General features: G+C 69.8%; 21 protein-coding genes. 7 read left to right on the top strand and 14 right to left on the bottom strand.

The window, feature by feature from the left end; genetic code table 11:
• Positions 1–272: 272 nt before the first annotated feature.
• A complete protein-coding gene (locus tag ACFV3R_RS13130; RefSeq protein ID WP_385580293.1) occupies positions 273–1,034 on the bottom strand; it encodes a GntR family transcriptional regulator in 762 nt (253 codons plus the stop codon).
• Positions 1,035–1,310: 276 nt separating this feature from the next.
• On the opposite strand from ACFV3R_RS13130, the gene ACFV3R_RS13125 reads away from it, so the two are divergent.
• The 4 genes from ACFV3R_RS13125 to ACFV3R_RS13110 all read left to right on the top strand — a co-directional run bounded on the left by ACFV3R_RS13125 (position 1,311) and on the right by ACFV3R_RS13110 (position 6,047).
• A complete protein-coding gene (locus ACFV3R_RS13125; protein ID WP_385580291.1) occupies positions 1,311–2,591 on the top strand; it encodes an extracellular solute-binding protein in 1,281 nt (426 codons plus the stop codon).
• A 141-nt stretch (positions 2,592–2,732) separates the two neighbouring features.
• Positions 2,733–3,722, top strand: a complete 990-nt coding sequence (locus tag ACFV3R_RS13120) for a carbohydrate ABC transporter permease (RefSeq protein WP_385580289.1) — start codon at positions 2,733–2,735, stop codon at positions 3,720–3,722.
• Entirely contained in the window at positions 3,719–4,549 is an 831-nt protein-coding gene (locus ACFV3R_RS13115) for a carbohydrate ABC transporter permease (protein ID WP_385580286.1), read from the top strand. The genes ACFV3R_RS13120 and ACFV3R_RS13115 overlap by 4 nt, the downstream gene beginning before the upstream one ends.
• 7 nt (positions 4,550–4,556) lie before the next feature.
• Positions 4,557–6,047, top strand: a complete 1,491-nt coding sequence (locus tag ACFV3R_RS13110) for a glycoside hydrolase family 3 protein (RefSeq protein WP_385580283.1) — start codon at positions 4,557–4,559, stop codon at positions 6,045–6,047.
• Between the two features lie 96 nt (positions 6,048–6,143).
• On the opposite strand, the gene nagB is transcribed toward ACFV3R_RS13110, so the two are convergent.
• A complete protein-coding gene (gene nagB, locus ACFV3R_RS13105; protein WP_385580280.1) occupies positions 6,144–6,929 on the bottom strand; it encodes a glucosamine-6-phosphate deaminase in 786 nt (261 codons plus the stop codon).
• Positions 6,930–7,689: 760 nt separating this feature from the next.
• Between nagB and ACFV3R_RS13100 the strand changes: the two genes are divergently transcribed.
• The gene (locus ACFV3R_RS13100) at positions 7,690–9,159 is read left to right on the top strand and encodes a sensor histidine kinase (protein WP_385580533.1); all 1,470 of its coding nucleotides are present in this window, start codon (positions 7,690–7,692) and stop codon (positions 9,157–9,159) included.
• A gap of 245 nt (positions 9,160–9,404) precedes the next feature.
• Here the strand turns inward: ACFV3R_RS13100 and ACFV3R_RS13095 are convergent, their stop codons facing one another.
• Both ACFV3R_RS13095 and ACFV3R_RS13090 read right to left on the bottom strand, forming a co-directional pair.
• Complete coding sequence (locus ACFV3R_RS13095; RefSeq protein ID WP_003983230.1) at positions 9,405–9,662, bottom strand: WhiB family transcriptional regulator; 258 nt, start codon at positions 9,660–9,662, stop codon at positions 9,405–9,407.
• A gap of 316 nt (positions 9,663–9,978) precedes the next feature.
• Entirely contained in the window at positions 9,979–10,944 is a 966-nt protein-coding gene (locus tag ACFV3R_RS13090; protein WP_385580272.1) for a diacylglycerol/lipid kinase family protein, read from the bottom strand.
• 293 nt (positions 10,945–11,237) lie between these two features.
• Between ACFV3R_RS13090 and ACFV3R_RS13085 the strand changes: the two genes are divergently transcribed.
• Entirely contained in the window at positions 11,238–11,699 is a 462-nt protein-coding gene (locus ACFV3R_RS13085) for a hypothetical protein (protein ID WP_385580269.1), read from the top strand.
• 230 nt (positions 11,700–11,929) lie between these two features.
• On the opposite strand, the gene ACFV3R_RS13080 is transcribed toward ACFV3R_RS13085, so the two are convergent.
• From ACFV3R_RS13080 to ACFV3R_RS13065, 4 genes are all read right to left on the bottom strand, one after another.
• On the bottom strand, positions 11,930–12,979 hold the full coding sequence (locus tag ACFV3R_RS13080; RefSeq protein ID WP_385580266.1) for an RNA polymerase sigma factor SigF: 1,050 nt from the start codon (positions 12,977–12,979) through the stop codon (positions 11,930–11,932).
• 16 nt (positions 12,980–12,995) lie between these two features.
• Complete coding sequence (locus ACFV3R_RS13075; RefSeq protein WP_385580263.1) at positions 12,996–13,409, bottom strand: anti-sigma regulatory factor; 414 nt, start codon at positions 13,407–13,409, stop codon at positions 12,996–12,998.
• Between the two features lie 340 nt (positions 13,410–13,749).
• Positions 13,750–14,247 (bottom strand): GNAT family N-acetyltransferase, encoded by a 498-nt coding sequence (locus tag ACFV3R_RS13070; RefSeq protein WP_385580260.1) that lies wholly within the window; start codon positions 14,245–14,247, stop codon positions 13,750–13,752.
• A gap of 99 nt (positions 14,248–14,346) precedes the next feature.
• Positions 14,347–14,607, bottom strand: coding sequence for a UBP-type zinc finger domain-containing protein (locus ACFV3R_RS13065; RefSeq protein ID WP_385580257.1), 261 nt, complete (start codon positions 14,605–14,607; stop codon positions 14,347–14,349).
• 292 nt (positions 14,608–14,899) lie between these two features.
• Between ACFV3R_RS13065 and ACFV3R_RS13060 the strand changes: the two genes are divergently transcribed.
• Entirely contained in the window at positions 14,900–16,498 is a 1,599-nt protein-coding gene (locus tag ACFV3R_RS13060; RefSeq protein ID WP_385580530.1) for a Na+/H+ antiporter, read from the top strand.
• Here ACFV3R_RS13060 and ACFV3R_RS13055 read toward each other — a convergent pair.
• The 6 genes from ACFV3R_RS13055 to sodN all read right to left on the bottom strand — a co-directional run bounded on the left by ACFV3R_RS13055 (position 16,480) and on the right by sodN (position 23,740).
• Positions 16,480–17,505: a 1-aminocyclopropane-1-carboxylate deaminase/D-cysteine desulfhydrase gene (locus tag ACFV3R_RS13055; protein WP_385580254.1), complete on the bottom strand. Its 1,026-nt coding sequence runs from the start codon at positions 17,503–17,505 to the stop codon at positions 16,480–16,482. The genes ACFV3R_RS13060 and ACFV3R_RS13055 overlap by 19 nt on opposite strands.
• A 160-nt stretch (positions 17,506–17,665) precedes the next feature.
• Positions 17,666–18,775: a helix-turn-helix domain-containing protein gene (locus tag ACFV3R_RS13050; RefSeq protein ID WP_385580527.1), complete on the bottom strand. Its 1,110-nt coding sequence runs from the start codon at positions 18,773–18,775 to the stop codon at positions 17,666–17,668.
• 2,254 nt (positions 18,776–21,029) lie between these two features.
• Entirely contained in the window at positions 21,030–22,661 is a 1,632-nt protein-coding gene (locus tag ACFV3R_RS13045; protein WP_385580250.1) for a recombinase family protein, read from the bottom strand.
• Between the two features lie 41 nt (positions 22,662–22,702).
• On the bottom strand, positions 22,703–22,981 hold the full coding sequence (locus ACFV3R_RS13040) for a hypothetical protein (protein ID WP_385580247.1): 279 nt from the start codon (positions 22,979–22,981) through the stop codon (positions 22,703–22,705).
• Positions 22,965–23,210 (bottom strand): hypothetical protein, encoded by a 246-nt coding sequence (locus ACFV3R_RS13035; RefSeq protein WP_385580244.1) that lies wholly within the window; start codon positions 23,208–23,210, stop codon positions 22,965–22,967. The genes ACFV3R_RS13040 and ACFV3R_RS13035 overlap by 17 nt, the downstream gene beginning before the upstream one ends.
• Before the next feature lie 134 nt (positions 23,211–23,344).
• Positions 23,345–23,740 (bottom strand): superoxide dismutase, Ni, encoded by a 396-nt coding sequence (sodN, locus tag ACFV3R_RS13030; protein ID WP_385580241.1) that lies wholly within the window; start codon positions 23,738–23,740, stop codon positions 23,345–23,347.
• Positions 23,741–23,832: the final 92 nt, after the last annotated feature.

The raw sequence follows: 23,832 nt of genomic DNA, 5'->3' as shown, positions 1-23,832 counted from the left end.
TAGGACAGGGCCGACCGACGCGTCACTACCCGTCCGCATATCGGTACGGCAACGGCCTTGCTGAGCTGGCAGTTCGCCGGCGCCCGGACGGGGGAGGTCCGCTTTCCGGACGGCTCGGGGGCGGTCCGGGGGAGGGAGCGCAGGGGGTGCCGCGCGGCACGTGGCCGTGGGCGGCGGGGAGCACGTCACCGGCTTTTCCGGGCGGCACCGGTGGAGGGGGCCCGCCGGTGCAGGCGTATCTGCACCGGCCGGTCACGGACGGGCGGCGGGCCTCAGTCGATCGGACGCTTCAGGCGCGCCACGAACTTGTACCGGTCGCCGCGGTAGACCGAGCGCACCCACTCCACCGGCTGCCCCTCGACGTCGACGGAGTGGCGTGAGAGCAGCAGCATGGGCAGGCCGACGTCGCTGCCCAGCAGGCTCGCCTCGCGGGGGGTGGCCAGGGAGGTCTCGATGGTCTCCTCGGCCTCCGCCGGCCGCACGCCGTAGACCTCGGCCAGGGCCGTGTACAGCGAGGTGTACTTGACCAGGTTGCGGCGCAGCGCGGGGAAGCGGCGGGCCGAGAGGTGGGTGGTCTCTATGGCCATGGGCTCGCCGCTGGCCAGCCGGAGGCGCTCGATGCGCAGCACCCGGCCGCCGGGCGAGATGTCCAGCAGCTCCGCCAGGCGGTCGTCAGCGGTGACGTAGCCGATGTCCAGGAGCTGGGAGGTGGGCTCCAGGCCCTGGGCGCGCATGTCCTCGGTGTAGGAGGTCAGTTGCAGGGCCTGCGAGACCTTGGGCTTGGCGACGAAGGTGCCCTTGCCCTGGATGCGTTCCAGCCGTCCCTCGACGACCAGTTCCTGGAGCGCCTGGCGCACCGTGGTGCGGGAGGTGTCGAACTCGGCGGCCAGGGTGCGTTCCGGCGGCACGGGCGTGCCGGGGGGCAGGGTCTGGGTCATGTCCAGCAGGTGGCGCTTGAGCCGGTAGTACTTCGGCACCCGCGCGGTGCGTGCGGCGCCGTTCGCCGGTTCCGCCGTGGCCCCGTCGGTGTCCATGGCCCGCCCTTCCGGCCGCGCTCGCGCTGGCGTCACGGCTCCTCCGTATGTTGCGACTCATTATCGTGACACGCGTGGGTGCCGGCGCTTTCGGCCCGGCTCTGCGGGGCCGGTGCGGCGGAGCCGGCGGCCCTCGGTGAAGCCGAGATGTCGGTCCGGTAACGGAGCCGACAGGTGCTCTTATACACCCTTGACACCCCAATAGGTCTAGGCCAAGCTACGGCGCACTGGTCTAAACCATTTAAGACCACCGGGTGCCTTCAGGGGAGAGCGCGAATGAAGCGTGGGCTCATAGCGGCGGTCGCCGTCGCGGGGATGATGGTCGGTGCCACTGCCTGCGGGGCCGACGACGGTGACGGCGGGGCGAAGGCCGGTCCCGACGGTTACAAGGGTCAGAAGCTCACCGTCTGGGTGATGTCCGGTTCCAACCCCGCGGGGTGGACGAAGACCGTCTCGGCCGACTTCAAGAAGGCGACCGGCGCCACCGTCGACTTCAAGGTCCAGCAGTGGGACGGTATCCAGCAGAAGCTGACGACCGCCCTGTCGGAGTCCACGCCGCCGGACGTGGTGGAGATCGGCAACACCCACACCGCCGCCTACGCCGCCGCCGGTGGCCTCGCCGACCTCGGTGACCTCAAGAAGAAGCTCGGCGCCGACTGGAGCGAGGGCTTCAACAAGTCGGCGGTCGTGGACGGCAAGCAGTACGCCCTGCCGTGGTACGCCGGCAACCGCGTGGTGATGTACAACAAGAAGGTCTGGGCGCAGGCCGGCATCAAGGGCACCCCCAAGACCCGTGCCGAGCTCTTCAAGGACTTCGACACCATCGGGAAGAAGACCAAGGCCCAGCCGCTCTACCTGCCCGGCCAGAACTGGTACTTCCTGGACGGCCTGATCATCGGCACCGGCGGCGAGCTGGTCAAGAAGCAGGGCGACAAGTACGTCTCCAACCTCGGTGACCCCAAGGTCGCCAAGGCCATGCAGATCTACAAGGACTACCAGGCCTTCAGCGACGCCCCCAAGAACAAGGACGAGGCCAACCCGCAGCAGGCCCAGGTCTTCGCCAAGGGCGACGTCGGCGCGATCATCGCCATGGGCTACGAGGCCGCCACCGCCGTCCAGGCCAACCCGAAGATCAAGGACGACATCGGCTTCTTCACCATCCCCGGCGAGAGCGCCGACAAGCCCGAGGGCGTCTTCCTCGGCGGCTCCAACCTCGCGGTGGCCGCCGGCAGCCAGAAGCAGGACCTCGCCAAGGAGTTCCTGAAGGTCGCCCTCTCCAAGAAGGCCGACGGCGCCATGGTCTCCGAGTCCGGCTGGGCCCCCAAGTCCCCGGACCTCGCCTCCTTCGCCAAGGACAACCCGGCGGCCCAGGCCGAGGCCCCGGCGGCGGCGAAGTCCTCCGGCGTCACCCCGCTCATCCCCCAGTGGGCCTCGGTGGAGAACACCCCGAACCCCATCAAGGACTACATGACCTCGGTCCTGAACGGTAAGTCCCCGGCCGCAGCCGCCAAGGCGGTCGAGGGCGAGATCAACAAGCGTCTGGCGCAGCAGCAGTAACGCCCGTGCCGGGAGCCCGCCCGTCACCGCGGGCGGGCTCCCGGCACGCCCGGCCCCGGCTCCGTCCGGTGCGGCCCGCCGCCGCCCGGCACGGGCACGGGAGCGTGCATCACCCGCAACGAGTGCGTGAGAAGGCGGACCATGTCAGTGCAGACCCAGGACACGGCGGTGGGTGCCACGCCGCCGCCGGTCGACAGCGGCGCCCCACCGACGGCGGACCCGGGCCGCGCGCGCGGCCGGAGAGCGGCCCGGAACCTGACGCCCTACCTGCTGCTGCTCCCGGCGCTGGCGGGCACGGCGGTCCTGCTGGGCTGGCCGTTGGTCCGCAACTTCCTGCTGTCCTTCCAGAGCCTGAACATGAGGGAGCTGATCCAGCACCTCACCGTCTGGAACGGCGTCGAGAACTACCGGCAGATCTTCGAGGGCGAGTTCTGGCGGGTGGTGGTCCGCACTGTCGTCTTCACCGCCGTCAACGTCGTCCTGATCATGGTGCTGGGCACCGCGGTGGGCCTTCTGCTGGCCCGTCTGGGCAAGCGGATGCGCATCGTGCTCTCCAGCGGCCTGGTCCTCGCCTGGGCCGTGCCCACCGTCGCCGCCACCACCGTCTTCCAGTGGCTCTTCGACTCGCGCGGCGGCGTGGCCAACTGGGTGCTGGACCACCTCGGCTGGCACTCGATGGCCCGTTACGACTGGGTGGGGTCCCAGTTCTCCACCTTCACCGTCATCATCCTCCTGATCGTCTGGCAGTCCGTCCCCTTCGTGGCGCTGAACCTCTACGCGGCCACCACCACCATCGCCAAGGAACTCTACGAGGCGGCCCGGATGGACGGCGCCGGGGCCTGGCAGGTCTTCACCCATGTCACCCTGCCCTTCCTGCGGCCCTTCTTCCTCGCCACCACCTTCCTTGAGGTCATCTGGGTCTTCAAGGCGTTCCCGCAGGTCTTCGCCATCAACGGGGGCGGGCCCGACCGGCTCACCGAGACGCTGCCCATCTACGCCTACACCGAGGGCGTGGGCAACCAGCACTTCGGCGCGGGCGCGGCGATCTCCGTCCTGACGATCATCGTCCTGGTGGCCCTGACCGGCTACTACCTCCGCCTGACGCTCAAGCAAGAGGAGGGTGAGCTGTGAGGCGCTCGCTGCTCGGCCGGATCTGGCCCAACGCCACGGCGATCGTGCTGACCGTCGTCTTCGCCTTCCCCGTCTACTGGATGTTCACCACGGCGTTCAAGCAGACCGGCGACATCATCACCGACACCCCCGTCTGGTTCCCGCTCCACGCCACGCTGGAGCACTTCCAGCGGGCGGTGGACGCCCCGCACTTCTGGACGCTGGTGGGCAACTCCGCGCTCGTCACGCTGGCGTCCGTCGGCATCTCGCTGGTCGTCGCGCTCGCCGGCTCGTTCGCCGTCGCACGGATGCGGTTCAAGGGCCGCCGCGGCGTCCTGCTGACGTTCATGCTCGCCCAGATGGCGCCCTGGGAGGTCATGGTGATCTCCCTCTACATGATCGTGCGCGACGCGGACATGCTCAACAGCCTCGTCCCGCTGATCTGCTTCTACACGCTGATGGTGCTGCCCTTCTCGCTGCTCACGCTCCGCGGCTACGTGGCCGCCGTGCCCAGGGAGCTGGAGGAGTCGGCCATGGTCGACGGCTGCACCCGCCCGCAGGCCTTCGTCAAGGTCATCTTTCCGCTGCTGGCCCCGGGGCTGATGGCGACCTCCCTGTTCGGGTTCATCACCGCGTGGAACGAGTACCCGCTGGTCCTGGTGCTCAACAAGGACGCGGAGAAGGGCACGCTGCCGCTGTGGCTCTCGCAGTTCCAGACCGCCTTCGGGGACGACTGGGGCGCCACCATGGCCGCCGCCTCGCTGTTCGCGCTCCCGATCCTGGTCCTCTTCCTGTTCCTGCAGCGCAAGGCGGTCGGCGGCCTGACCGCCGGCGCGGTGAAGGGATGACCGCCCGATGACCACGCTCGCCTCCACCTCCGACACCCTCACCCGTGACGCCCTGGCCGTCCTCCAACCCGGCTTCACCGGCACCACCGCCCCCGACTGGCTGCTGCGCCGCCTCGGCGAGGGCCTCGCCTCGGTCGGGCTCTTCGGCCGCAACGTCCGCGACCCCGAGCAACTCGCCCGGCTCACCGCCCAGCTCCGGGCCGAGCGCGCGGACGTCCTGGTGGCCGTGGACGAGGAGGGCGGCGACGTCACGCGCCTGGAGGTGCACCAGGGCTCGTCCTTCCCCGGCAACCTGGCGCTGGGCGCGGTGGACGACACCGAGCTGACCCGCGCGGTCGCGACCGAACTGGGCCGGCGCCTGGCCGCCTGCGGCGTGAACCTGAACTGGGCGCCCTCGGCGGACGTCAACGCCAACCCCCTCAACCCGGTCATCGGCGTGCGGTCCTTCGGCGCCGACCCCGACCTGGTGGCCCGGCACACCGCCGCCTACGTGAGCGGGCTCCAGTCGGCGGGGGTGGCCGCCTGTACCAAGCACTTTCCCGGCCACGGCGACACCGCGGTCGACTCCCACCTGGACATGCCGCGCATCGACGCGGACGCCGCAACGCTCCGCGCCCGGGACCTGCTGCCCTTCCGCGCGGCCGTGGCCGCCGGAACCAAGGCCGTGATGAGCGCCCACATCCTGGTCCCCGCCCTCGATGCGGAGGGACCGGCGACCGTCTCGCGGCGCATCCTGACCGGGCTGCTGCGGGAGGAACTCGGCTACCAGGGGCTGGTGGTCACCGACGGGCTGGAGATGCGGGCGATCGCCGCCACCTACGGCATCGAGCGGGGCAGCGTCCTGGCGCTCGCGGCGGGCGCCGACGCGCTCTGCGTGGGCGGCGGCCTGGCCGACGACGACACCGTCCGGCGGCTGCGCGACGCGCTGGTGGCAGCGGTCCGCAGCGGCGACCTGGCGGAGGAGCGGCTGGCCGAGGCGGCCGAGCGGGTCAGGGCGCTGGCCGCCTGGACCGCGGGGCAGGCCGGGAGCGGCGCCGGCCGGATCGAGGCCGACCCGGAGGTGGGGCTGCGGGCGGCTCGCCGGGCGCTCGTGGTCACCGGCAGGGACGGCTTCACACCCCTTGTCGAGGCGCCGTTCGTCGCCGCCCTGGCGCCCGTCGCCAACATCGCGGTGGGCGACGCGACACCGTGGGGGGTGGGCGCGGACCTCGGCGAACTGCTCCCCGGGACACTGACCGGGGCGTTCTCCGACGGGGTCACGGCGCAGGAGATCCTGCGGGCGGCAGCAGGCCGCCGGGTGGTGGCCGTCGTCCGCGACGCGCACCGGCACCCCTGGATGGCACGGGTCGTCGAGGACCTGACCACCGCCCGTCCCGACACGGTCGTCGTGGAGATGGGCGTGCCGCAGGCCCCGCCGCGCGGCGCCCTGCACATCGCCACGCACGGCGCCGCCCGGGTGTGCGGGCGGGCGGCCGCCGAGGTGCTCGCCGGCCTCTGAGCGGACCTGCCGCGGACCGTGCAGACCGGCACGGCGAAGGGCCGGATCACCCGGCAGGGGTGGTCCGGCCCTTCGCCGCGTCGGTGAGGCGCGGCCTCACAGGCCCTGCCACCGCGGCTTGGCGGCGTAGGTGTGGCGGAAGTAGTCGGCGAGCTTCAGCTTCGAGGCGGCCGGTTCGTCGACCACGACGGTGGCGTGCCGGTGCAGTTGGAGCGCCGAGGCCGGCACGAAGGCCGACACCGGGCCCTCGACCGTCTGCGCGACGGCCTCGGCCTTGCCCTCGCCGGTGGCCAGCAGCACCAGGTGGCGGGCCTCCAGGATGGTGCCGATGCCCTGGGTGATGACGTGCTGCGGCACCTGGTCGATGTCGCCGTCGAAGAACCGGGCGTTGTCGACGCGGGTCTGCTCGGTGAGCGTCTTGATCCGGGTCCGCGAGGCGAGCGAGGAGCACGGCTCGTTGAACCCTATGTGGCCGTCGGTGCCGATGCCCAGCAGCTGGAGGTCGACGCCGCCGACCTGGGCCAGGTCGGCCTCGTAGGCCTCGCAGGCCGCGGAGATGTCGGCGGCGGTGCCGTCGGGGCCCAGGAACGAGCCGGCCGGGATGCCGAGCGGCTCCAGCACCTCGCGCCGCAGCACGGAGCGGTAGGACTCGGGGTGCTCGGCGGGGAGGCCGACGTACTCGTCGAGCTGGGCGACCCGGGCCCGGGAGGTGTCCACGTCGCCCGCCTGCACCCGGGCCGCCAGCGCCTGGTAGACGGGGAGCGGCGTCGAGCCGGTGGCCACCCCGAGGACGGCCTCGGGCTTGCGCCGCAGCAGTTCCGCCATGGCCTCGGCGATCAGCTCGCCGCCTGCCTTCGCGTCCGGGACGATGACAACTTCCACGCTTAAGCCTGCCGATCTGAAGAGAGGACTCACTCAACCCGATGTGGTATAGACCAATTTAGCAGAGCCCCGTGACGGCCGAGGAGCCGCCGTGGGCCCTGTTGCGGCCGGGTTCGCCGGGCCGCTCGGAGGGCCGCACCCGGCACGTGGACGCGGGCCCGCCGGGGCGCGGGACGGAACACCGTGAGCGCGTCCACCCGGGTGGGGTACCCACTGCCCGCCGGGGGCTTGCGCGTGGTGGGCGGCGCGGCGAGGAGCACGGCGGAGGCGGGGAGCGGCCACGGAGCCCGGTTCGATGGACGGGACGCCGGAGCGGGGCCGGGGCCGGCGTGGTGGGGGAGGGGCGCCCGGGACGGGACACCCGCGGGCCGCGGCGCCGGGACGGGACCCTCAGCCCGTCCGGCACCGCAGCCCGGAGCTTCCACCGGCCACCGCCGCGGTGAGGTGTGCGGTCCTCACGGCGTCGGGTCGCGGCCGGCGTGCGAGAGGACGATCAGGCAGTCAGGGCAGAGAGCGCTGCTCGTCCTCGCTGCCGCCCTCCTGTGCGGGGAGAGCGGACGACTGGAACGCCCCCATTGTGGACTAGACCATTTGGTGCTGTCCATGCCCGTACACCTGGGAAAACGCCGGAGAGCCCCCGGCGGCACCGGAATGCCGCAGTGGCCGCCTCCCCCGGGGCGGTGCGCCGCCCGGCCCGGTCCGGCAGTGGCCGCCCGCCGCCCGGGGGCGAGCCGGTGGGTAGGCTCACCGTGTGCCCTCCATGAACGAACTGGTCCGCCAGCACACCGCCCTCAGCGACTCCGACCTCGAGTGGCTGCACCTGCTGGTCTCGGAGTGGCAGCTGCTGTCCGACCTGTCCTTCGCCGACCTGGTCCTGTGGATCCCCACCCGCGACGGCACACGCTATGTCTCCGTCGCCCAGATGCGGCCGAACACCGGACCCACCTCCTACCAGGACGACATGGTCGGCCACCTCGTCCCCCGCGGCCGGCGCCCGATGCTGGACAGCGCCCTGGATGAGGGGCGCATCGTGCGCGAGGGCGACCCGGAGTGGCGCGAGGAGGTCCCGGTCCGGGTGGAGTCCATCCCGGTGCGCCGGGAGGGCCGCGTCCTCGGGGTGATCGCCCGCAACACCAACCTGCTGACCGTCCGCACCCCCAGCCGGCTGGAGCTCACCTACCTCCAGAGCGCCTCGGACCTGGCCCAGATGATCGCCGCCGGCACCTTCCCCTTCCCCGACCAGCAGGTCGACATGGACGCCTCGCCGCGTGCCGGGGACGGTCTGGTGCGGCTGGACGCGGACGGCTTCGTCCAGTACGCCAGCCCGAACGCCCTCTCCGCCTACCACCGACTCGGCCTCGCCGTCGACCTGGTCGGCCAGCACCTGGGCCGCACGACGGCCGAGCTCGCGCCGGCCCAGGGTCCGGTCGACGAGGCGTTGGCCAAGCTCGCCAGCGGGTGGGCGCCGCGGGAGTTCGAGGTGGAGGGCGAGGACGGCGTCATCCAGCTCCGGGTCATCCCGCTCAAGCCCAAGGGGACGCACAGCGGTTCGCTCGTCCTGCTCCGGGACGTCACCGAACTCCGTCGCCGCGAGCGCGAGTTGATCACCAAGGACGCCACCATCCGGGAGATCCACCACCGGGTGAAGAACAACCTCCAGACGGTGGCCGCCCTGCTGCGCCTCCAGGCCCGGCGCATCGACTCCGACCAGGGCAGGGCGGCGCTCAACGAGGCGGTGCGCCGGGTGGGTTCCATCGCGATAGTCCACGAGACCCTCTCGCAGAACCTCGACGAGCGCGTGGAGTTCGACGAGATCGCCGACCGGGTGCTGGCCATGGTCGCGGAGATCGCCCCGGGCAAGGTGACCACCCGGCGCGGCGGCAACTTCGGTGTGCTCGACGCACAGGTGGCCACCCCGCTGTCGATGGTGCTCACCGAGGTGCTGCAGAACGCCCTGGAGCACGCCTTCGCCCCCGGGGAGCACGGCACGGTCGAGGTCACCGCGGTCCGCGGCGGGGACCGGACACAGCCCCGCCTCCTGGTCACCGTGCAGGACGACGGCCGTGGGTTGCCCGAGGGCTTCGACCCCCGCCGCAGCGGCAACCTGGGCCTGCAGATCGTGCGCACCCTCGTCGAGGGTGAACTCGGCGGCGCCTTCGACATGGTGACGGCCGCCGAAGGCGGGACGCAGGTTCTCCTCGACATGCCGGTGCGCCCCGCGAAGCGTTGAGGCGTTACCGGTGCGGCGATGGCAAGAGGCCGCGGATATCGCCCTTGTGAGGAATGGTCTGCACGGAAGAGCGATTAGCGGGAAAAGGCGGTAAGAAACGCGATCTTGAAAAGCGAGAAGCCCCGGTCGTCAGTGACCGGGGCTCTTCGCGTCGTCGTCTTGCTGGGGCCCCTGGGCGACGCCCTAGGGGCGTCAGGGGCACTGCGCGCTGCGGCTTGGAAGCGCGTGGGTGGTGAAAAACCAGGTCAGGCGCTCGCGTTACGCGCCCGGTTGCGAGCGGCGCGGCGCTTCATTGCGCGGCGCTCGTCCTCGCTGAGACCACCCCAGACGCCGGAGTCCTGGCCGGACTCGAGCGCCCACTGCAGGCACTGCTCCATCACAGGGCAGCGGCGGCAGACAGCCTTGGCTTCCTCGATCTGCAGCAGCGCAGGACCGGTGTTGCCGATGGGGAAGAAGAGCTCGGGGTCTTCCTCGCGGCAAACGGCGCGGTGACGCCAGTCCATGGCTGCTCCATCTCCTCGTTACGGGGACTTGCTTGTGAATGTGAACGCTTTCACGAATCCCTCCGCAAGAGAAGGGGCGACTCCCGCACGGGACGGGGGTTCCCTAAAGGATGAGGAGGGGGATTCGGGCTCTCATGGGGACTGCGGAAGGCTGCCGTCCCGAGCGCCATGAAGAGACTCGCAAACCTCGGCGGCGGATACAACCCCTTCCGGAAACTTTTTTTTGATTCCTCGGTGTCGACTAGGTCACAGCCGTACTTCTAGGGGGTGGAGGGCAGCCTAAACGTTCGAGTAGAAGGAGTTTTGGCGCTGCTGCTCACACAATCACACGCAGTGCACGGCGAACACCTGTGAACGTCACGCTCCGGCGCACCCCGAGGTGGTCGCCGTCGATCTGGAAGGGCAGCGGGGCAGGTGAACGAAGGGTGAAGTCCGTCAGGTCATGAAGTGTGAGTGCGTGCTTTCCGGCAGGACCGCGCTCGGGGGTGGAGGTGATCAGTTGCGTGGCGTAACGGGTGAGTGACGCGGTCGACATCCGGGACAGCGCGAAGACGTCGAGCCCCGTCTCGAACGATGCCTTGGGGGCGGGGTAGATGGGGCGGTTTCCGAGGAACGTGTACGGAGCCGTGTTGCACACTATGGACAGCGCCAAACCCGTGATCGGTTCCTCGCCCGGGCGTTCCAACGTGATCGCGCCGTGCCGGCCCGCCTCGCCGGTGAACTGCCGGAGCACCTGGCGGACGTAGAGCGCGTGGGTGGAGCGCCTGCCGCGCTCCCGCTGCCGCTCCACCCGGCCCACCACCCCGGCGTCGAAGCCGAACCCGGCGCAGAAGGTGAACCAGCGGGCCGGGGCCGCCTCGTCCTCGGTGCCGCGCGTGCCGGAGGCCAGCCCCAGACCCACCGTCCGCTCACTGCCGTCGCGCAGCGCGTCCAGCAGCGCGCCCGTCGCCTCGACGGCGTCGTTGGGCAGGCCGAGGGCGCGGGCGAAGACGTTGGTGGAGCCGCCGGGGACCACCGCGAGCCGCGGCTGCGTTTGGGGGGAGGGGGAGTCGGCCACCAGACCGTTGACGATCTCGTTGACGGTGCCGTCCCCGCCGAGGGAGACGACGAGGTCGATCTCGCCCGACTCGGTGGCCTGCCGGGCCAGGTCCCGCGCGTGACCGCGGTACCGGGTCTGTGCCACCTCCAGCTTCAGGTCGCTGGCGAGTGCGTGGGCGAGCACGTCGCGGGTGCGGGCACTGGTGGTGGTGGCGGCCGGGTTGACCACGAGGAGCGCGCGCATACCGGCCAGAGTATCCGGCCGCCGGGCAGCCGCCCCGCCGACGGGGGTGCGCCCGCCGTCCCGGGCGGGCCCGGACCGGCGGGCCCGGCGCGGGCGGCGAGGGCCGGAAGGGGCCGGGGTGCGGTGCGGCCGGCGCACCGACGACGTCCCGCGATGAGCGAAGCGACGGCCGGGGAGCCGCCCCGGCCGTGTCACCGGTGGACCGCGTGGAGGGGTGATGAAGGTCTCCGGAGGTCTCGCGGGGATCCGTCCGGGAGCCGGGGAAGCGCAGGCGCCGGGGCTACCCTGCAGAGGTGAGCAGTAAGCAGAAGCAGAGGGAGCAGCCGCCGGCCGAGGTCGTGACGGAGGCCGTCGCCCCCACCAGTGAGCCGAGGCCCGCACGGTTGACCGCCGCGGCGGCGCTGACCGCTCTGGAGGGCGCCGTGCTGGCGGTGCTGGGCGCCACCATGCTCGTCATGGGCCTGACGGGCCGTCCCGACAGCCCGGACCAGGCGGAGATGGGTGGTGTGACGATCGTCGCGCTGGCGCTCCTCCCGCTGATCGCGTCCTACGGGCTGCGGCTGCGCCGTCGCTGGAGCCGGGGCCCCGCCCTGATCACCCAGATCGTGGCGCTGCCGGTGGCGTGGACGCTCGTGGGTGCCGGCGGGGTGCTGATCGTGGCGGGGGTGGCCGTGGCCGTCGCCGCCGTGGCCGTCCTGGTGCTCCTGGTGAACCCGACGGCCACCGAGGCGCTGGGCATCGGCCCGCGCGCCTGAGACGCCCCGCAGCGGCGCACAGGCCCCACCGACGGAGGCGCGCGCCCCGTCGGTGACCTTCCGGGCACAGGAACGGGCCCGGGCCCCTGAGGTGGCACCTGCCGCCGGGGGAGAGGGCAGGCCGCGGCGTTCGCGGAAGGCCGTGGGAGCCTTCGGGCCCCGCGTGGAGCGAGCCGGTACACAGCGACGCCGTGGCCCACCAGGGTCACGGCGTCGCTGTCAGTCCGCTCTCACTCGTCGACCAGCAGCTTGTCGCGCAGCTGGGCCAGGGTCCGTGCCAGCAGCCGGGAGACGTGCATCTGGGAGATGCCGACCTCCTGGGCGATCTGGGACTGGGTCATGTTGCCGAAGAAGCGCAGCAGCAGGATCTTCTTCTCCCGCGGCGGCAGCCCTTCCAGCAGCGGCTTGAGGGACTCGCGGTACTCCACGCCCTCCAGGGCCTCGTCCTCGGCGCCCAGGGTGTCGGCGACCGCGGGCGACTCGTCGTCGGTCTCCGGCACGTCCAGCGAAAGCGTGCTGTAGGCGTTGGCCGATTCCAGCCCCTCCAGGACCTCCTCCTCGGAGATCGCCAGCTGTTCGGCGAGCTCGTGGACGGTGGGGGCCCGGCCGTGGCGCTGGGAGAGCTCGGCGGTGGCGGAGGTCAGGGACAGGCGCAGTTCCTGGAGGCGGCGCGGGACCCGCACCGCCCAGCCCTTGTCGCGGAAGTGGCGCTTGATCTCCCCGACGACCGTGGGGGTGGCGTAGGTGGAGAACTCCACGCCCCGGTCGGGGTCGAAGCGGTCCACCGACTTGATCAGGCCGATGGTGGCGACCTGGGTGAGGTCGTCCAGCGGCTCACCGCGGTTGCGGAAGCGCCGGGCCAGGTGCTCCACCAGCGGCAGGTGCATCCGCACCAGCGTGTTGCGCAGCTCCGCCCGTTGCGGGGAGCCGACGGGCAGCGCCCGCAGTTCGTAGAAGAGGGCGCGGGCCCCGCTGCGCTCGGTCGCGGACTCCCGCACCTCGGGGGCGCCGGAGGCCTCCGGCACGTCGGCGGCGTGCTGGGTGCCGTGCACCGTGGTGCCGTCGGCGGTCTCCGTGAGGTCCTGGGGGTGCTGCGGGATGTGCGGATCCTGCCGGTACTGCCGCTGCTCGCTGTGGTCCGCCTGCTCCGCCCGCTGCGCCTGTGCCGAGCCGGCCGGCAGGTGGCCGAGGTCGTCGACGGGCACCGGATGCGGCCAGGCCTGCTGCTCGGGAATGCTCGCGCCCGGTGCCGTCCGTGCGCCGTGCTCAAGATCCTTCACGGGGCCCCCTCTTCGGTCATGACGGTCCAGGACCGGCGCCGCGCTCCTTGTAGAGACTGATGCTGACCGTCTGGTCCTCGGCGACCGACGAGTCCACCTTGCCGGCCAGCGCGGAGAGCACCGTCCAGGCGAAGGTGTCGCGCTCGGGGGCGCGGCCGTCGGTCGTCGGTGCCGACACGGTCACCTGCAACGCGTCGTCGATCAAGCGGAAGACGCAACTCAGTACGGAACCGGGCAGGGCCTGCTGGAGTAGGATCGCGCACGCCTCGTCGACCGCGATCCGAAGGTCCTCGATCTCGTCGAGGGTGAAGTCCAAGCGGGCTGCCAGGCCGGCGGTGGCCGTACGCAGCACCGACAGGTAGGCACCCGCAGCGGGCAGCCGGACTTCCACGAAGTCCTGGATCCCGGGCTCGCCTGCGATCTGGGACACCCTCACCTCCAAGTGGGCACAAGCTGGTTGAGCTGGTATGCGTACCGTGCCCGCGGTGTCCCCACCCGACAGGCGGAGGGGGAGGCTGACCGGTACGGCATGTGGTTCGCCTGTGACGCTATCGCGATCGACGGGGCGGTGTCGCCCGCGCCCGGACCGGCGCCACGTACGGCACCCGCCCCGGCTCGGGCGGCGGTGGACCGGCCCTCTTCAGGCCAGCCCCTTCCTGCCTCAACGCGTGCACCGCCGCATTGAGTCCCGCACGTCCGCGCTGTCACTTATTGTAAGCCCACGGGTACGGAACGTGGCTAGGGGTTCGGTGCACCCAATTTCAGCCTGACTACGCTCCGTTGACGCCCACCGGAGCCCCCAGGTTGTGCAATGCCCCTCCAGTGAGCCGGAAAACCGTCCATCCGTCCACGGGTTGGGCGCCGATCGACCGGTAGAAGCCGATGGAGGGTTCGTTCCAATCCAGGACTGACCACTCGAAACGCTCGTACCCGCGTTCCACGCAGATCCGCGCCAGCTCCGTCAGCAGCGCCTTGCCGTGCCCGCCACCGCGCGCCGCCGGCCGGACGTACAGATCCTCCAGGTGTACTCCGTGTGTTCCCGTCCACGTGGAGTAGTTGCGGAACCACAACGCAAAGCCCACGGTTTCGTGACGTTCCGTGTCCGCCTCGGCGATCAGAGCGAACACCGCGGGGTGCTCACCGAAGAGGGCGTCGTGCAGTTGCCGCTCGGTGGCCCTGGCCGATTCCAGCTCCCGCTCGTAGTCGGCGAGTTCACGGATCATGGTGTGCAGGGCGGGGACGTCGGCGGGGGTGGCGGGACGGATCATGCGAGCCAGGGTAAGCGGTGCCCGGGCGGACCCCGACAGGCGGCTGCCGCGCACGGGCACGTGCGGGAGCGGACCGGGGCGGCGCTCCTGACCGGCCCCTCAGACCAGCCGGGCGTCCACGTAGCACCAGCGCCAGGACTCACCCGGTTCCAGCGAGCGCATCACCGGGTGCCCCGTCTCCTGGAAGTGGCCGGTGGCGTGCTGGTAGGGCGAGGACTCGCAGCAGCCGACGAAACCGCACTCCAGGCACATCCGCAGCTGGACGGGGTGGCTGTTCAGCCTGAGGCACTCGGGACAGGTCGCCTCCTGCGCCGCGGGCTCCGGCTCCGGCAGGCCCCCGGTGTGCGCGCACCCCTTCATCTCCCCGCTCCTTCCCAGCGCCGTGCGTCCGGCTCCCGGTACCGGCTCCCACGCCGGCCGGCGGGCGCCGCCCTCCCCGCCAGCCTAGGCGAAGGCGGGCCCGGCGGCCGGTGACCTGCGCCCGCCGGCGGCCAGGCGGACCGCGCCCGTGCCGGAACTCCGCCCTGCCCGCAGGGACGCCGCCGCCCTGCGAAGATCAGTGCCGTTCACCCGCACGGTCGCGCCCGGCGACCCGGACCCGCGACCGCACGCCGGCCCGGCCCGTACCCACCACCTCCAGGAGGCGGAACCGATGGACCTCATGCCGCTGCTGCTGCTGGTCGCCGGGAGCGCCGCCGTCGCCGGGGTGGGGCGGCGCACCCCGGTGCCCGGCCCGCTGCTGCTGGTCGCCGCGGGCATCGCGGTCTCCTACCTGCCGGGGGTGCCCGACTACACCCTCGACCCCCACGTGGTCCTGCCGCTGGTGCTCCCCCCGCTGCTGCACACGGCGGCCCTGGAGAGCTCCTACCTGGACCTTCGGGCCAACGCGCGCCCCGTCGCGCTGCTCTCGGTGGGGTACGTGCTCTTCGCGACGCTCACGGTCGGCGCGGTGGCCTATCTGGTCGTGCCCGGGATGCCGCTGACGGCCGCGCTGGTGCTCGGCGCCGTCGTCGCCCCGCCGGACGCCGTGGCGGCCACCGCCATCGCCCGCCGCCTCGGCCTGCCCAGCCGCATCACCACCATCCTCCAGGGCGAGTCGCTGGTGAACGACGCGACGGCGATCACCGCGTACAAGGTGGCGGTGGCCGCGGCCGTCGGCGAGAGCGCGAGCTGGGCCGGCGGCGTGGGCGAGTTCGCGCTGGCCTCGCTCGGCGGGATCGGCGTCGGGCTGGTGCTGATGGTCCCGCTGCACTGGCTGCGCCGCGCCCTGCGGGACTCGGCGCTGCTGGAGAACACCCTCTCCCTCCTCATCCCGTTCGTCGCCTACGCCGCCGCCGAGCAGGTCGGCGCCTCAGGGGTCCTCGCCGTCGTGGTCGTCGCCCTCTACCTGGGACACCGCTCCTGGCAGGTCGACTTCGAGACCCGGCTCCAGGAGCAGGCGGTGTGGAAGATGGTCGCCTTCATCCTGGAGTCCTCGGTCTTCGCGCTCATCGGGCTCCAGCTGCCCGTGGTGCTGCGCGAGATCGGCGGGATCGGCGGGGCCCGGGTGGCCTGGTACGCGGTGGTCGTCTTCGGCTGCGTGGTGGCGGCGCGGTTCGTGTGGGTCTTCCCCGCGACGTTCCTGCCGCGGCTGCTGTCGGCACGGGTGCGCCGCCGGGAGCCCGAGGTCACCTGGAAGTCGGCGGCCGTCGTCGGCTGGGCGGGCATGCGTGGAGTGGTGTCGCTGGCCATCGCCTTCTCCGTCCCCCACACCGTGCACGGCGGCGGCGCCTTCCCGGCCCGCGAGCTGATCCTGCTGCTCACCTTCACCACCGTCATCGGCACGCTCGTCGTCCAGGGCCTGACGCTGCCGCCCCTCATCCGCGCCCTGCACCTGACCGGCCCCGACGAGCGCCGCGTCACCCTGGTGGAGGCACAGGCGCAGAACGAGGCCTCACAGGCGGCCGAGGCCCGCCTGGCCGCACTGCTGGAGGACCCCCGCAACGCCCTGCCGGGGCCGCTGGCCGACCGGCTGCGGACCGTGATGGAGCGGCGGCGCAACTCGGTGTGGGAGCGGCTCGGCTCGGTCAACGAGGAGACCGGGGAGTCGGCGGACGCCACCTACCGCCGCCTGTCCGGCGAGCTGATCGACACCGAACGGCGCGTCTTCGTCCAACTGCGTGACGCCCGCCGCATCGACGACGAGATGCTGCGCACCCTGCTGCGCCGGCTGGACCTGGAGGAGGCCGCGGCCTACCGCGAGGAGGAGTGAGGGGAGCCGGCGGCGGCAGCGCCCCGCTCCCCGGCGGGCGCGTCCCACGGCTCGGGGCGGCCCGTCACCACCGCCATCACCCGCGTGCCGGCCGGGAAGGCCCCCTCCTCGGCCAGCGTCACCAGCCCCCACAGCGCCTTGGCGACGTAGTCCGCCTCCAGCCGGAGGCCGTGCCGCCGCTCGAAGTCCTCGGCGAAGGCAAGGAGAGCCGGGCTGCGGCGGGCGTAGCCGCCGCCGTGGAACCGGCTCTCCAGCGACCAGTTGCCGCGCGGGCCGCCGAAGGCCGCCGTCTGCAGCCCGCGCACCCCGGCGGCGAGGAAGTGCTCGGGGCTCTCGTCGCGCAGCACCGGGAAGCCCAGCGCCGGTGTGCCCTCGCCCAGTCCGGCGGCCAGCCCGGCGAGGGTGCCGCCCGTCCCGCAGGCCACCCCCACCACGTCCGCCGTCCCGCGTATCTCCTCGCCCAGCAGCGCGCAGCCGTGGACGGCCGCCGCGTTGCTGCCGCCCTCGGGCACGGCGAAGAACGGCCCCAGGCGCTCCTGGAGCGCATCCAGGAACTCGGGCTCGCCGCGGCGCCGGTAGGTGGCGCGGTCGACGAAGTGCAGCCGCATGCCGTCAGCCGCGCAGCGCGCCAGGGACGGGTTGAGCGGGCGGTCGGCCAGCTCGTGGCCGCGCACCACGCCGATGGTGGCGAGGCCCAGGAGCCGCCCCGCGGCCGCGGTGGCCCGCAGGTGGTTGGAGTAGGCACCGCCGAACGTCAGCACGGTGGTGTGGCCGGCGGCGCGGGCGGCGGAGAGGTTCGGGACGAGCTTGCGCCACTTGTTGCCCGGAGGGTACAGGTCCACTGGTCCAAGTGCACTGCTGTCCCAGGGAACTGTGGAATGGATCAGGTCGTCACGCTTGAGCAGGAGTCGTAGACCTCGGCTGGTGAACCGGTTGTCGCGCAGCTCCTGCACGGGCGACGGGGGACGAGGCCGCAGGGCGGTCGCCATGTCTACGAGATGTGCCATGCCTCTATCGTCGCTGTTGGACGCGGAGAGCCCACTCCCACGACGAGTGGGCTTTGTCGCAGCAACCCCACAGCGTGTGAGGGCCCCTCCTTCGATGGAGCGGCCCCCTACAACCCTCACTGTCAGGTGAGGTACAACCCGTGGCCGGTCGGTTCGACCCTCATACTTTAATCTCGTCCATAAGCATTCTGAGCGTCAGACTGTGTTTTTCGGGCGGCAGTTCATCAAGCGCTTTTTGAGCGTATGCAATGCCTCCCTGCTTGTCTCCTGCCCTGGCGAGCATCAAGCCACGATGCATCTCTAGGTGGGTAGCGAAGCGGGGAAGGCTCTTGGGGAGTTCGGCCCTGGCTGCTTCCTGGGCGGCTACCGCACCCTTTTCGTCCCCCATGCGCGCCAGGAGGAGGCTGGTGAAAACATTCATGCGCCAGTACGGTACGGCGTAGTCAGAGGTTTGTTCCGAGCTTCCGGCCTTGTCGAACGAATGCAACCCTTGATGCAGCAGGGTTTTGGCTGAATCGTGATCCCCACGAATAGCTGCTGCGTGAGCCTTGCCCATAACCGCGTTCAACAGTCCTAGCGACGGTTTGTCGGCAATGGCCATTGCTTGATCTGCCAGCACGTCGGCGACTCCCAAAGACGCCCCTTCGTAGCCGAGTGCGATGGCTGCACGCCCCCTCACCCACACCCGAGTATGAGTGTCGCCGGATTCGTCTGCGGCCTGGGCTGCCATCCGATACCAGGAAACCGCCTTGGCGCCGTCACTGCCTGGAAAGGTTTTCGCGTAGAGGGTCATAAGGCGGGCAGCCACTGACCACGCGTGGCGACTGTCCAGTTGTTGTTGTACGACGACCAGTTCCCGAGAGACGCGACGTTGGATGTCGGCGGCGCCCAAACTCATGTATTCAGTGCCGTAGGTCGAGAGCTTCTCTTCCCATGTGTCTTCTGAAGGCCCGCCGCTCAGGCGTGCAGCGAAACCGGAGGCGAGTAGATCAGATGCAATCACGGGAGCTATGGCCGTTCCGGCCAAATCCGCGATGAATTTTCTTCTTCTCACTTCATCCTCTTTCGCCAGTGCAGCAATGGGGGCGTCGAGGACGGCCGAGAGTGCCGACAGGTAGAACTTTCCAGGGCGGTGTTTGCCGAGCTCCCAGCCGCTCACGTACTCGCGACCAAGCGTGGTGCCGTATCGCTTGTTGATCTCGTCGGCCAGTCCGCTTTGCGACAGTCCACGCACTCCGCGCAGGTCTTTGATCAGCTCCCCGATGCACATCCGCATACGTGCATCCTCCCTCCGCGTTGGCGTGTACGCCACCAACACCCCCTGTCCATCGGCAACTTCACACTAGACATCACACTAGCCACGGTGTATGGGCGCCGCGACGCTAGGCACGTACAGAGACGGACGGGTGACCATCCGTGATCGATCGCCGCGTTGGGACATGGCGCCTACCAGGGAGGATCCGAAGATGGGGGATCACTGCACGCGGGAGTCAACCGCGTTGGGGGAGGGGCGCAAAGCTGCTGAGCGACTGAACGAAGCGTTGAGGCGTCAGGGGCTCGCCCTCCCGAACGTCCAAGGAGGCTTCCCCTGGCAAGGGGTGGCGACGGTGGACCTGGGGGCGGCCCGCGCGGATCACGTGAATGAGCTGGCCGCATGGATTGAGGCGCGCTCATGATGACGCTGACGGTGTACAGGGTTGGCGTTGACGGCCGTCGTCATGTGGTCAGGGGTCGACGTGAGGTCTCTCCGGTTCCAGCGCCTCCCAGTACGGCCGTCTGGCCCCCCTGCCAGTGCCCCCGGTGTAAGCGGGGGGAGCGCAGGTGAGGCACTTACGCGCTTGGGCGTACAGGCACGCGGGACCCCTCTACATATCGATGGTGGGTGCGGGACTCGCATATCTCTTCGGTTGTGCGGGTTGCGGTCACCTGTAATTTCCCCCGACTTCCTAAAGCCCTGGCGCTGAGGAGGAATTATGCGACTGCGACGCCGGATGGTACACCCCTCTGAGCGTGGGCGGAATCCAGCACGATTGTTGAGGTCACTCAGATTGCTTTGGCGTGAATGGCGGGTGATTCTCAGGTTTGAGATGCGTCGCCTCTGGTGGCGTCATGTCACCGACCGGGTTGTTTCGAGCCCCTTCATGTCGCGGAGAAGCAGTTCGGTGTTCCCGACTGAGTGGGGCACGAAGGAGTACAAGGCTGCCTCTCTGGAAGTCATACGGAAAATGGTGGAGAAGGAGAGGGTTGTTGGCTTCGCGCCTCGTCCCTTCGAAGTCTCAGTAGAAGACAAGTTGAGTGGTGTAGAGGAAAGGAAATGCAAGTGACCGGGTGGGAACCTGTCGTGCGCTTTCCGGTGCTTCCGTCGCAGGTGGTTCAAGAGTGCGTGAAATATCCAGTCTTTGCGCAAAAGTTAGTAAGAGAGATGGTCACAACTGGGCAAGTCCGGATGTCATGTTGTGAGATCTTTAGGCTCGGACCGGTGGCCGTGGTGCAAGCGCTCGCTGCGGGGGGCGAGGGTGAAGACGGAACGCCTCATGAGGCGATTTGCTGCCTTCATGCTGGGCATGGTGGTTTGCACTACGGCGTGGCCATGGACGCTTCTCTAGGGTCTGAGATTTGGGTGCGCTGGGTTGGCGGCATATACGAAATGGTGCAACTGAAGGATTGCCCTGCCTATGACCGAGAGGGCGATAGAGCTTGCACTCTATTTGAGGGGCACAGGGGGTTGCATCGTGGATGACGGCAAGTTGGTAGATATCCAACGGGAACTGTCTGACCGACTGTCTCGGGCGCGGTTGGTCCCGGCCTCCGTGATCGAAAAGTGGAGTAAGGGGGACGCGCGCATCATCGCTGATGAACTCCGGAAGGTGCTGGAGGAAAGGCGTCGCGCGGAAGAAGAAGCGTTCGTAGGGGCGGTGGAGGAAGCTGGCAGGATGCTGCGAGAGTCGCTGGGTCTGGACACTGCCACCGGTGCGCGACGGGGGACGGGAGAGCCGTAGCCGCCTCCATCGGCCGCCCAGGGGCTGATGGCAGCGTCATGGAAGCCCACGGCCCCGACCAGATGGAGGACGCGCGGGCTCACTCCTGCGGTGACGCCTCAGGGGCGCGAGCGAGTGGCGTAACTTTTCTTCACGTTATCGAGGGCGCACCTTGCCGGGGTGGGGCATCGGCGCCCCACCCCGGCATGCGGCCTTCGGCCGGTCCGGAGCGGGTCGCCGAGGCCCCACCAGGCAGCAGACTCGATCCGTTCGAACCCGGGCCACTTCGTCGCGCCCATCGGGTTACACGCCGCTCGCCCTTGCTCCTCCGTTGTGGTCGGGGGCGGACGGCTTCCAAGGCTTTAGGCAGCCACCATGGGGCGAGCCTCTACGAACAGGGGGCCAGCCGGGCCATTGCGGGCAGGGCACAGCCAGCCCGGTTCGCGGCGAGCGTAGGCCCCCTGTTCACTCGCCCCATGGCAGCTCCCGCCCAAAGCCTCTCCAGCCGGCCGCGTGCCCAAGGCGCACCGAGTGGCTGTGACCGGTTTATGCCTGCCAGGCAGCAAGACCTATGTCGTCATACCACACTGTGTTGTCAAGTCGCCGGTTGTCTGTTTTCAGAGGTTGGGCCTTCTCGCCGACCCAGTGGAAGCAGCAGCGCGCGTAGAGCTGGTGCAGTGAGCGGGGACCTGTTCCGTCAGGAGGTATGAGTGTCACCGAATTGAGGACGACTCGCAGGAGTTGACGAGCCCTCTCCAGGTCGGCGCTCATCCAAGCTTCGAAAAGGTCGTCCGACCGCTGGAACTCGCACGGATCGAGCATGGCTGCGAGTTGATCCCACTCTTTCGTCATGGGTTCTAGTTGCGCCTCGATGGCATCTCGAAGTCGCTCGTAGCGTTCCTTCCCTCTGGAACCTTTGAAGCGGCCATGTACGTAGTAGGCATCTTCGAGTTCTTCCAGGCGGACCCGCGCTTCGTCCATGGAGAGGGAAAGCTCTACGCGGCGTGCGTTCTCTTCAGGTTTCGTGAAAGCCGACCAGCGCAAGAACAGTGCCTTGAAGGCGTCATGGTTCACCGGTAAGTTTGCGGCCCGTGACAGAAAAGCAACGCTGAGAACCGTGTCGGCATCTTTGACGAGCACACTCATGCCCGTACACACGGATTTTCCAAGGTTCACACTGCGGTAGCAGCGATAGGCCCTACCACCCTTGGTCATGTTGCCACCGCACCGGCCGCACTTGAGGAGCCCGGACAGCAGGCTCTGCGCGGCAGGCTTCCCCCGGCGGCCGGTGGCCAGAGACTGCGAGGTCCGCGCCCGGAGCCCGGCGAGGATGCGGACGCGTTCCCCCGGGGTGACGACGCCCTGACCGATCCGGACAGGTTGCCCGTCGGGACCAGAGAGAACGTCGTCCGTCGAGCGCCACCGTTCCCGCCCGAGCGGATCGGTGTACCGCTCGTGAACGGGCATGAGGCCCGCCCAAGCAGGAGAGTGCGCCAACTGCGTGATGGTTGAGGAACGCCAGCACTTTCCCCGACGAGTTCTCAAGCCATCCTTGTTCAGTTCTTCGGCTACAGCAGAAGCCGCCTTGTTGTTCAGCAGCGCGTCAGCGATGCGGCGAGAGGTCTCGTATTCTTCGGGGTGATGCTCAGTCTTCTTTTTTCCCTGCCTCACGCGTAGGCCATACGGAGGCTGTCCGCCGGGCCACTCCCCCGTGAGTTTCTTGGCGGCTTTCGTGCGTCGAGTACGCGTGGACGTATTAAACGACTCGGATCGCGCTTGCTCGGCCAGCCAGGCAAATAGTCCCCGGTGTTGTGGAACGCTGCTGTCCAGTCCGTCGATGTGGGCCAACAAGCGAGCCCCCTTTTCCTCGAACTGGTCGAGGACTTGACCGACCTGTCCCATACCCTTACGACTCAGTCGATCGAGCTTCCACACGAGAAGGTGACGTACATCTCCTGCCAGTACAGCGGAAATCGCGGAGTCGAACTCTTCTCGGATGACGCCTTTCTTGAATGCGGAAAGTTCCTCTTTCCACACCTTGCGGACGGTCAGACCCTCGCGCTCAGCACGCTCCCGGAGATCACTCTCGTGCGCCTCAAGCGTCGTCTTGTCATCCTGCAACGTGCTGCGTCGGAGGAACAGGTCACACAGCGTGGCAGGGTCTGTCACCTCACCCATAGAACACACCTTCGAACGGGGTGTCGCGGGTTGTCCAGGCATTAAACGCCCAGGTCGGACCCGCTTACACCAGTCGGCTTGTTCCTGGGCAGATCCGGGTGGATGGCGTCCTCGCGTTTGAGGAGCAGGCGCAGGCCGCGGGCGGTGAAGCGGTCGTCCGCGAGCTCCTGGACGGGGGAGGGCAGCCGGGCTCCGAGCGCCGCCGTCAGCTCCTGCGGGCCGTGCCCCGGCGGTCCGCCGCACCCCGCCACCGGTGCGGCGGCGCGGGGCGGGAGAGGGTGGGGCGGGCCGCCGGTCGGCCGGTCAGAGGCCCTGGTCACCGCGGAGGAACTGGTCGCCGTGCGCCGTGACGTGCGCCTCCAGGGCCGTCACGGCGTCCTGGGTGGCCTGCGGGGTGCCGCTGCCGCGCTTCTCCGCGTAGTAGGCGGCTCCCAGCCGCCGGAGGAGTTCGTTGCCGGCGCGCTGCTGCTGCACCTCGTCGACCTTCTGCTTGCCCTGCGCCAGTCCGCGCTGCGCCTGCTCCCGCGCGCGGTCCAGGAATCCCGCCATGACTGCCTCCCGTGGGCTCGGTGTGGCCGCACCCGCCCGCGCCCGCGAACGGGTGGGCCTGCTCCTGTGCCAACGACCCGCCCGGCCGCCGTGTTCCCCGGCGGCGCGGCTGCGTGACGGGGCGCGGTGTGCGCTCAGCCCTGCTTCGTCTCCCAGAAGATCTTGTCGATCTGGGCGATGTAGTCCAGCGCCTTCTGGCCGGTGGCCGGGTCGTTCGAACCCTTGGCGGCGCTGAGCGCCTTGAGGGTGTCGTTGACCAGCTGGTGCAGCTCCGGGTACTTCTCGAAGTGCGGCGGCTTGAAGTAGTCGCTCCACAGCACGGAGACGTGGTGCTTCGCGAGCTCGGCCCGCTGCTCCTTGATCACGACGGAGCGCGTACGGAAGTCCGCGTCCTCGTTCGACTGGTACTTCTCCTGGATGGCCTTGACCGACTCCGCCTCGATGCGGGCCTGGGCCGGGTCGTAGACGCCGCACGGCAGATCGCAGTGAGCGCTGACCTTCACCTTGGGGGCGAACAGGCGTGCAAGCATGTTCCGTCCTTCCTCGTGATCGTCTTCTCAGGTGCGAGATTACTCGTAGGGGGAAGCCTTTTCTCGGGTGCCCCGGGGGTCTTAGGGCAAAA

Origin of the sequence: Streptomyces sp. NPDC059740 (genome assembly GCF_042733155.1) — a bacterium.
Taxonomy (GTDB): Bacteria; Actinomycetota; Actinomycetes; order Streptomycetales; family Streptomycetaceae; genus Streptomyces.
This window is presented reverse-complemented; position numbering and strand designations above follow the sequence as displayed.

Coding starts and splice junctions, on each gene's coding strand:
- ACFV3R_RS13095 (WP_003983230.1), bottom strand. CDS start 9,662: ATGGACTGGCGTCACCGCGCCGTTTGCCGCGAGGAAGACCCCGAGCTC.
- ACFV3R_RS13130 (WP_385580293.1), bottom strand. CDS start 1,034: ATGGACACCGACGGGGCCACGGCGGAACCGGCGAACGGCGCCGCACGC.
- sodN (WP_385580241.1), bottom strand. CDS start 23,740: ATGCTTGCACGCCTGTTCGCCCCCAAGGTGAAGGTCAGCGCTCACTGC.
- ACFV3R_RS13045 (WP_385580250.1), bottom strand. CDS start 22,661: ATGGGTGAGGTGACAGACCCTGCCACGCTGTGTGACCTGTTCCTCCGA.
- ACFV3R_RS13110 (WP_385580283.1), top strand. CDS start 4,557: ATGACCACGCTCGCCTCCACCTCCGACACCCTCACCCGTGACGCCCTG.
- ACFV3R_RS13050 (WP_385580527.1), bottom strand. CDS start 18,775: ATGTGCATCGGGGAGCTGATCAAAGACCTGCGCGGAGTGCGTGGACTG.
- ACFV3R_RS13120 (WP_385580289.1), top strand. CDS start 2,733: ATGTCAGTGCAGACCCAGGACACGGCGGTGGGTGCCACGCCGCCGCCG.
- ACFV3R_RS13055 (WP_385580254.1), bottom strand. CDS start 17,505: ATGGCACATCTCGTAGACATGGCGACCGCCCTGCGGCCTCGTCCCCCG.
- ACFV3R_RS13070 (WP_385580260.1), bottom strand. CDS start 14,247: ATGATCCGTCCCGCCACCCCCGCCGACGTCCCCGCCCTGCACACCATG.
- ACFV3R_RS13100 (WP_385580533.1), top strand. CDS start 7,690: ATGAACGAACTGGTCCGCCAGCACACCGCCCTCAGCGACTCCGACCTC.
- ACFV3R_RS13060 (WP_385580530.1), top strand. CDS start 14,900: ATGGACCTCATGCCGCTGCTGCTGCTGGTCGCCGGGAGCGCCGCCGTC.
- ACFV3R_RS13090 (WP_385580272.1), bottom strand. CDS start 10,944: ATGCGCGCGCTCCTCGTGGTCAACCCGGCCGCCACCACCACCAGTGCC.
- ACFV3R_RS13125 (WP_385580291.1), top strand. CDS start 1,311: ATGAAGCGTGGGCTCATAGCGGCGGTCGCCGTCGCGGGGATGATGGTC.
- ACFV3R_RS13065 (WP_385580257.1), bottom strand. CDS start 14,607: ATGAAGGGGTGCGCGCACACCGGGGGCCTGCCGGAGCCGGAGCCCGCG.
- ACFV3R_RS13035 (WP_385580244.1), bottom strand. CDS start 23,210: ATGGCGGGATTCCTGGACCGCGCGCGGGAGCAGGCGCAGCGCGGACTG.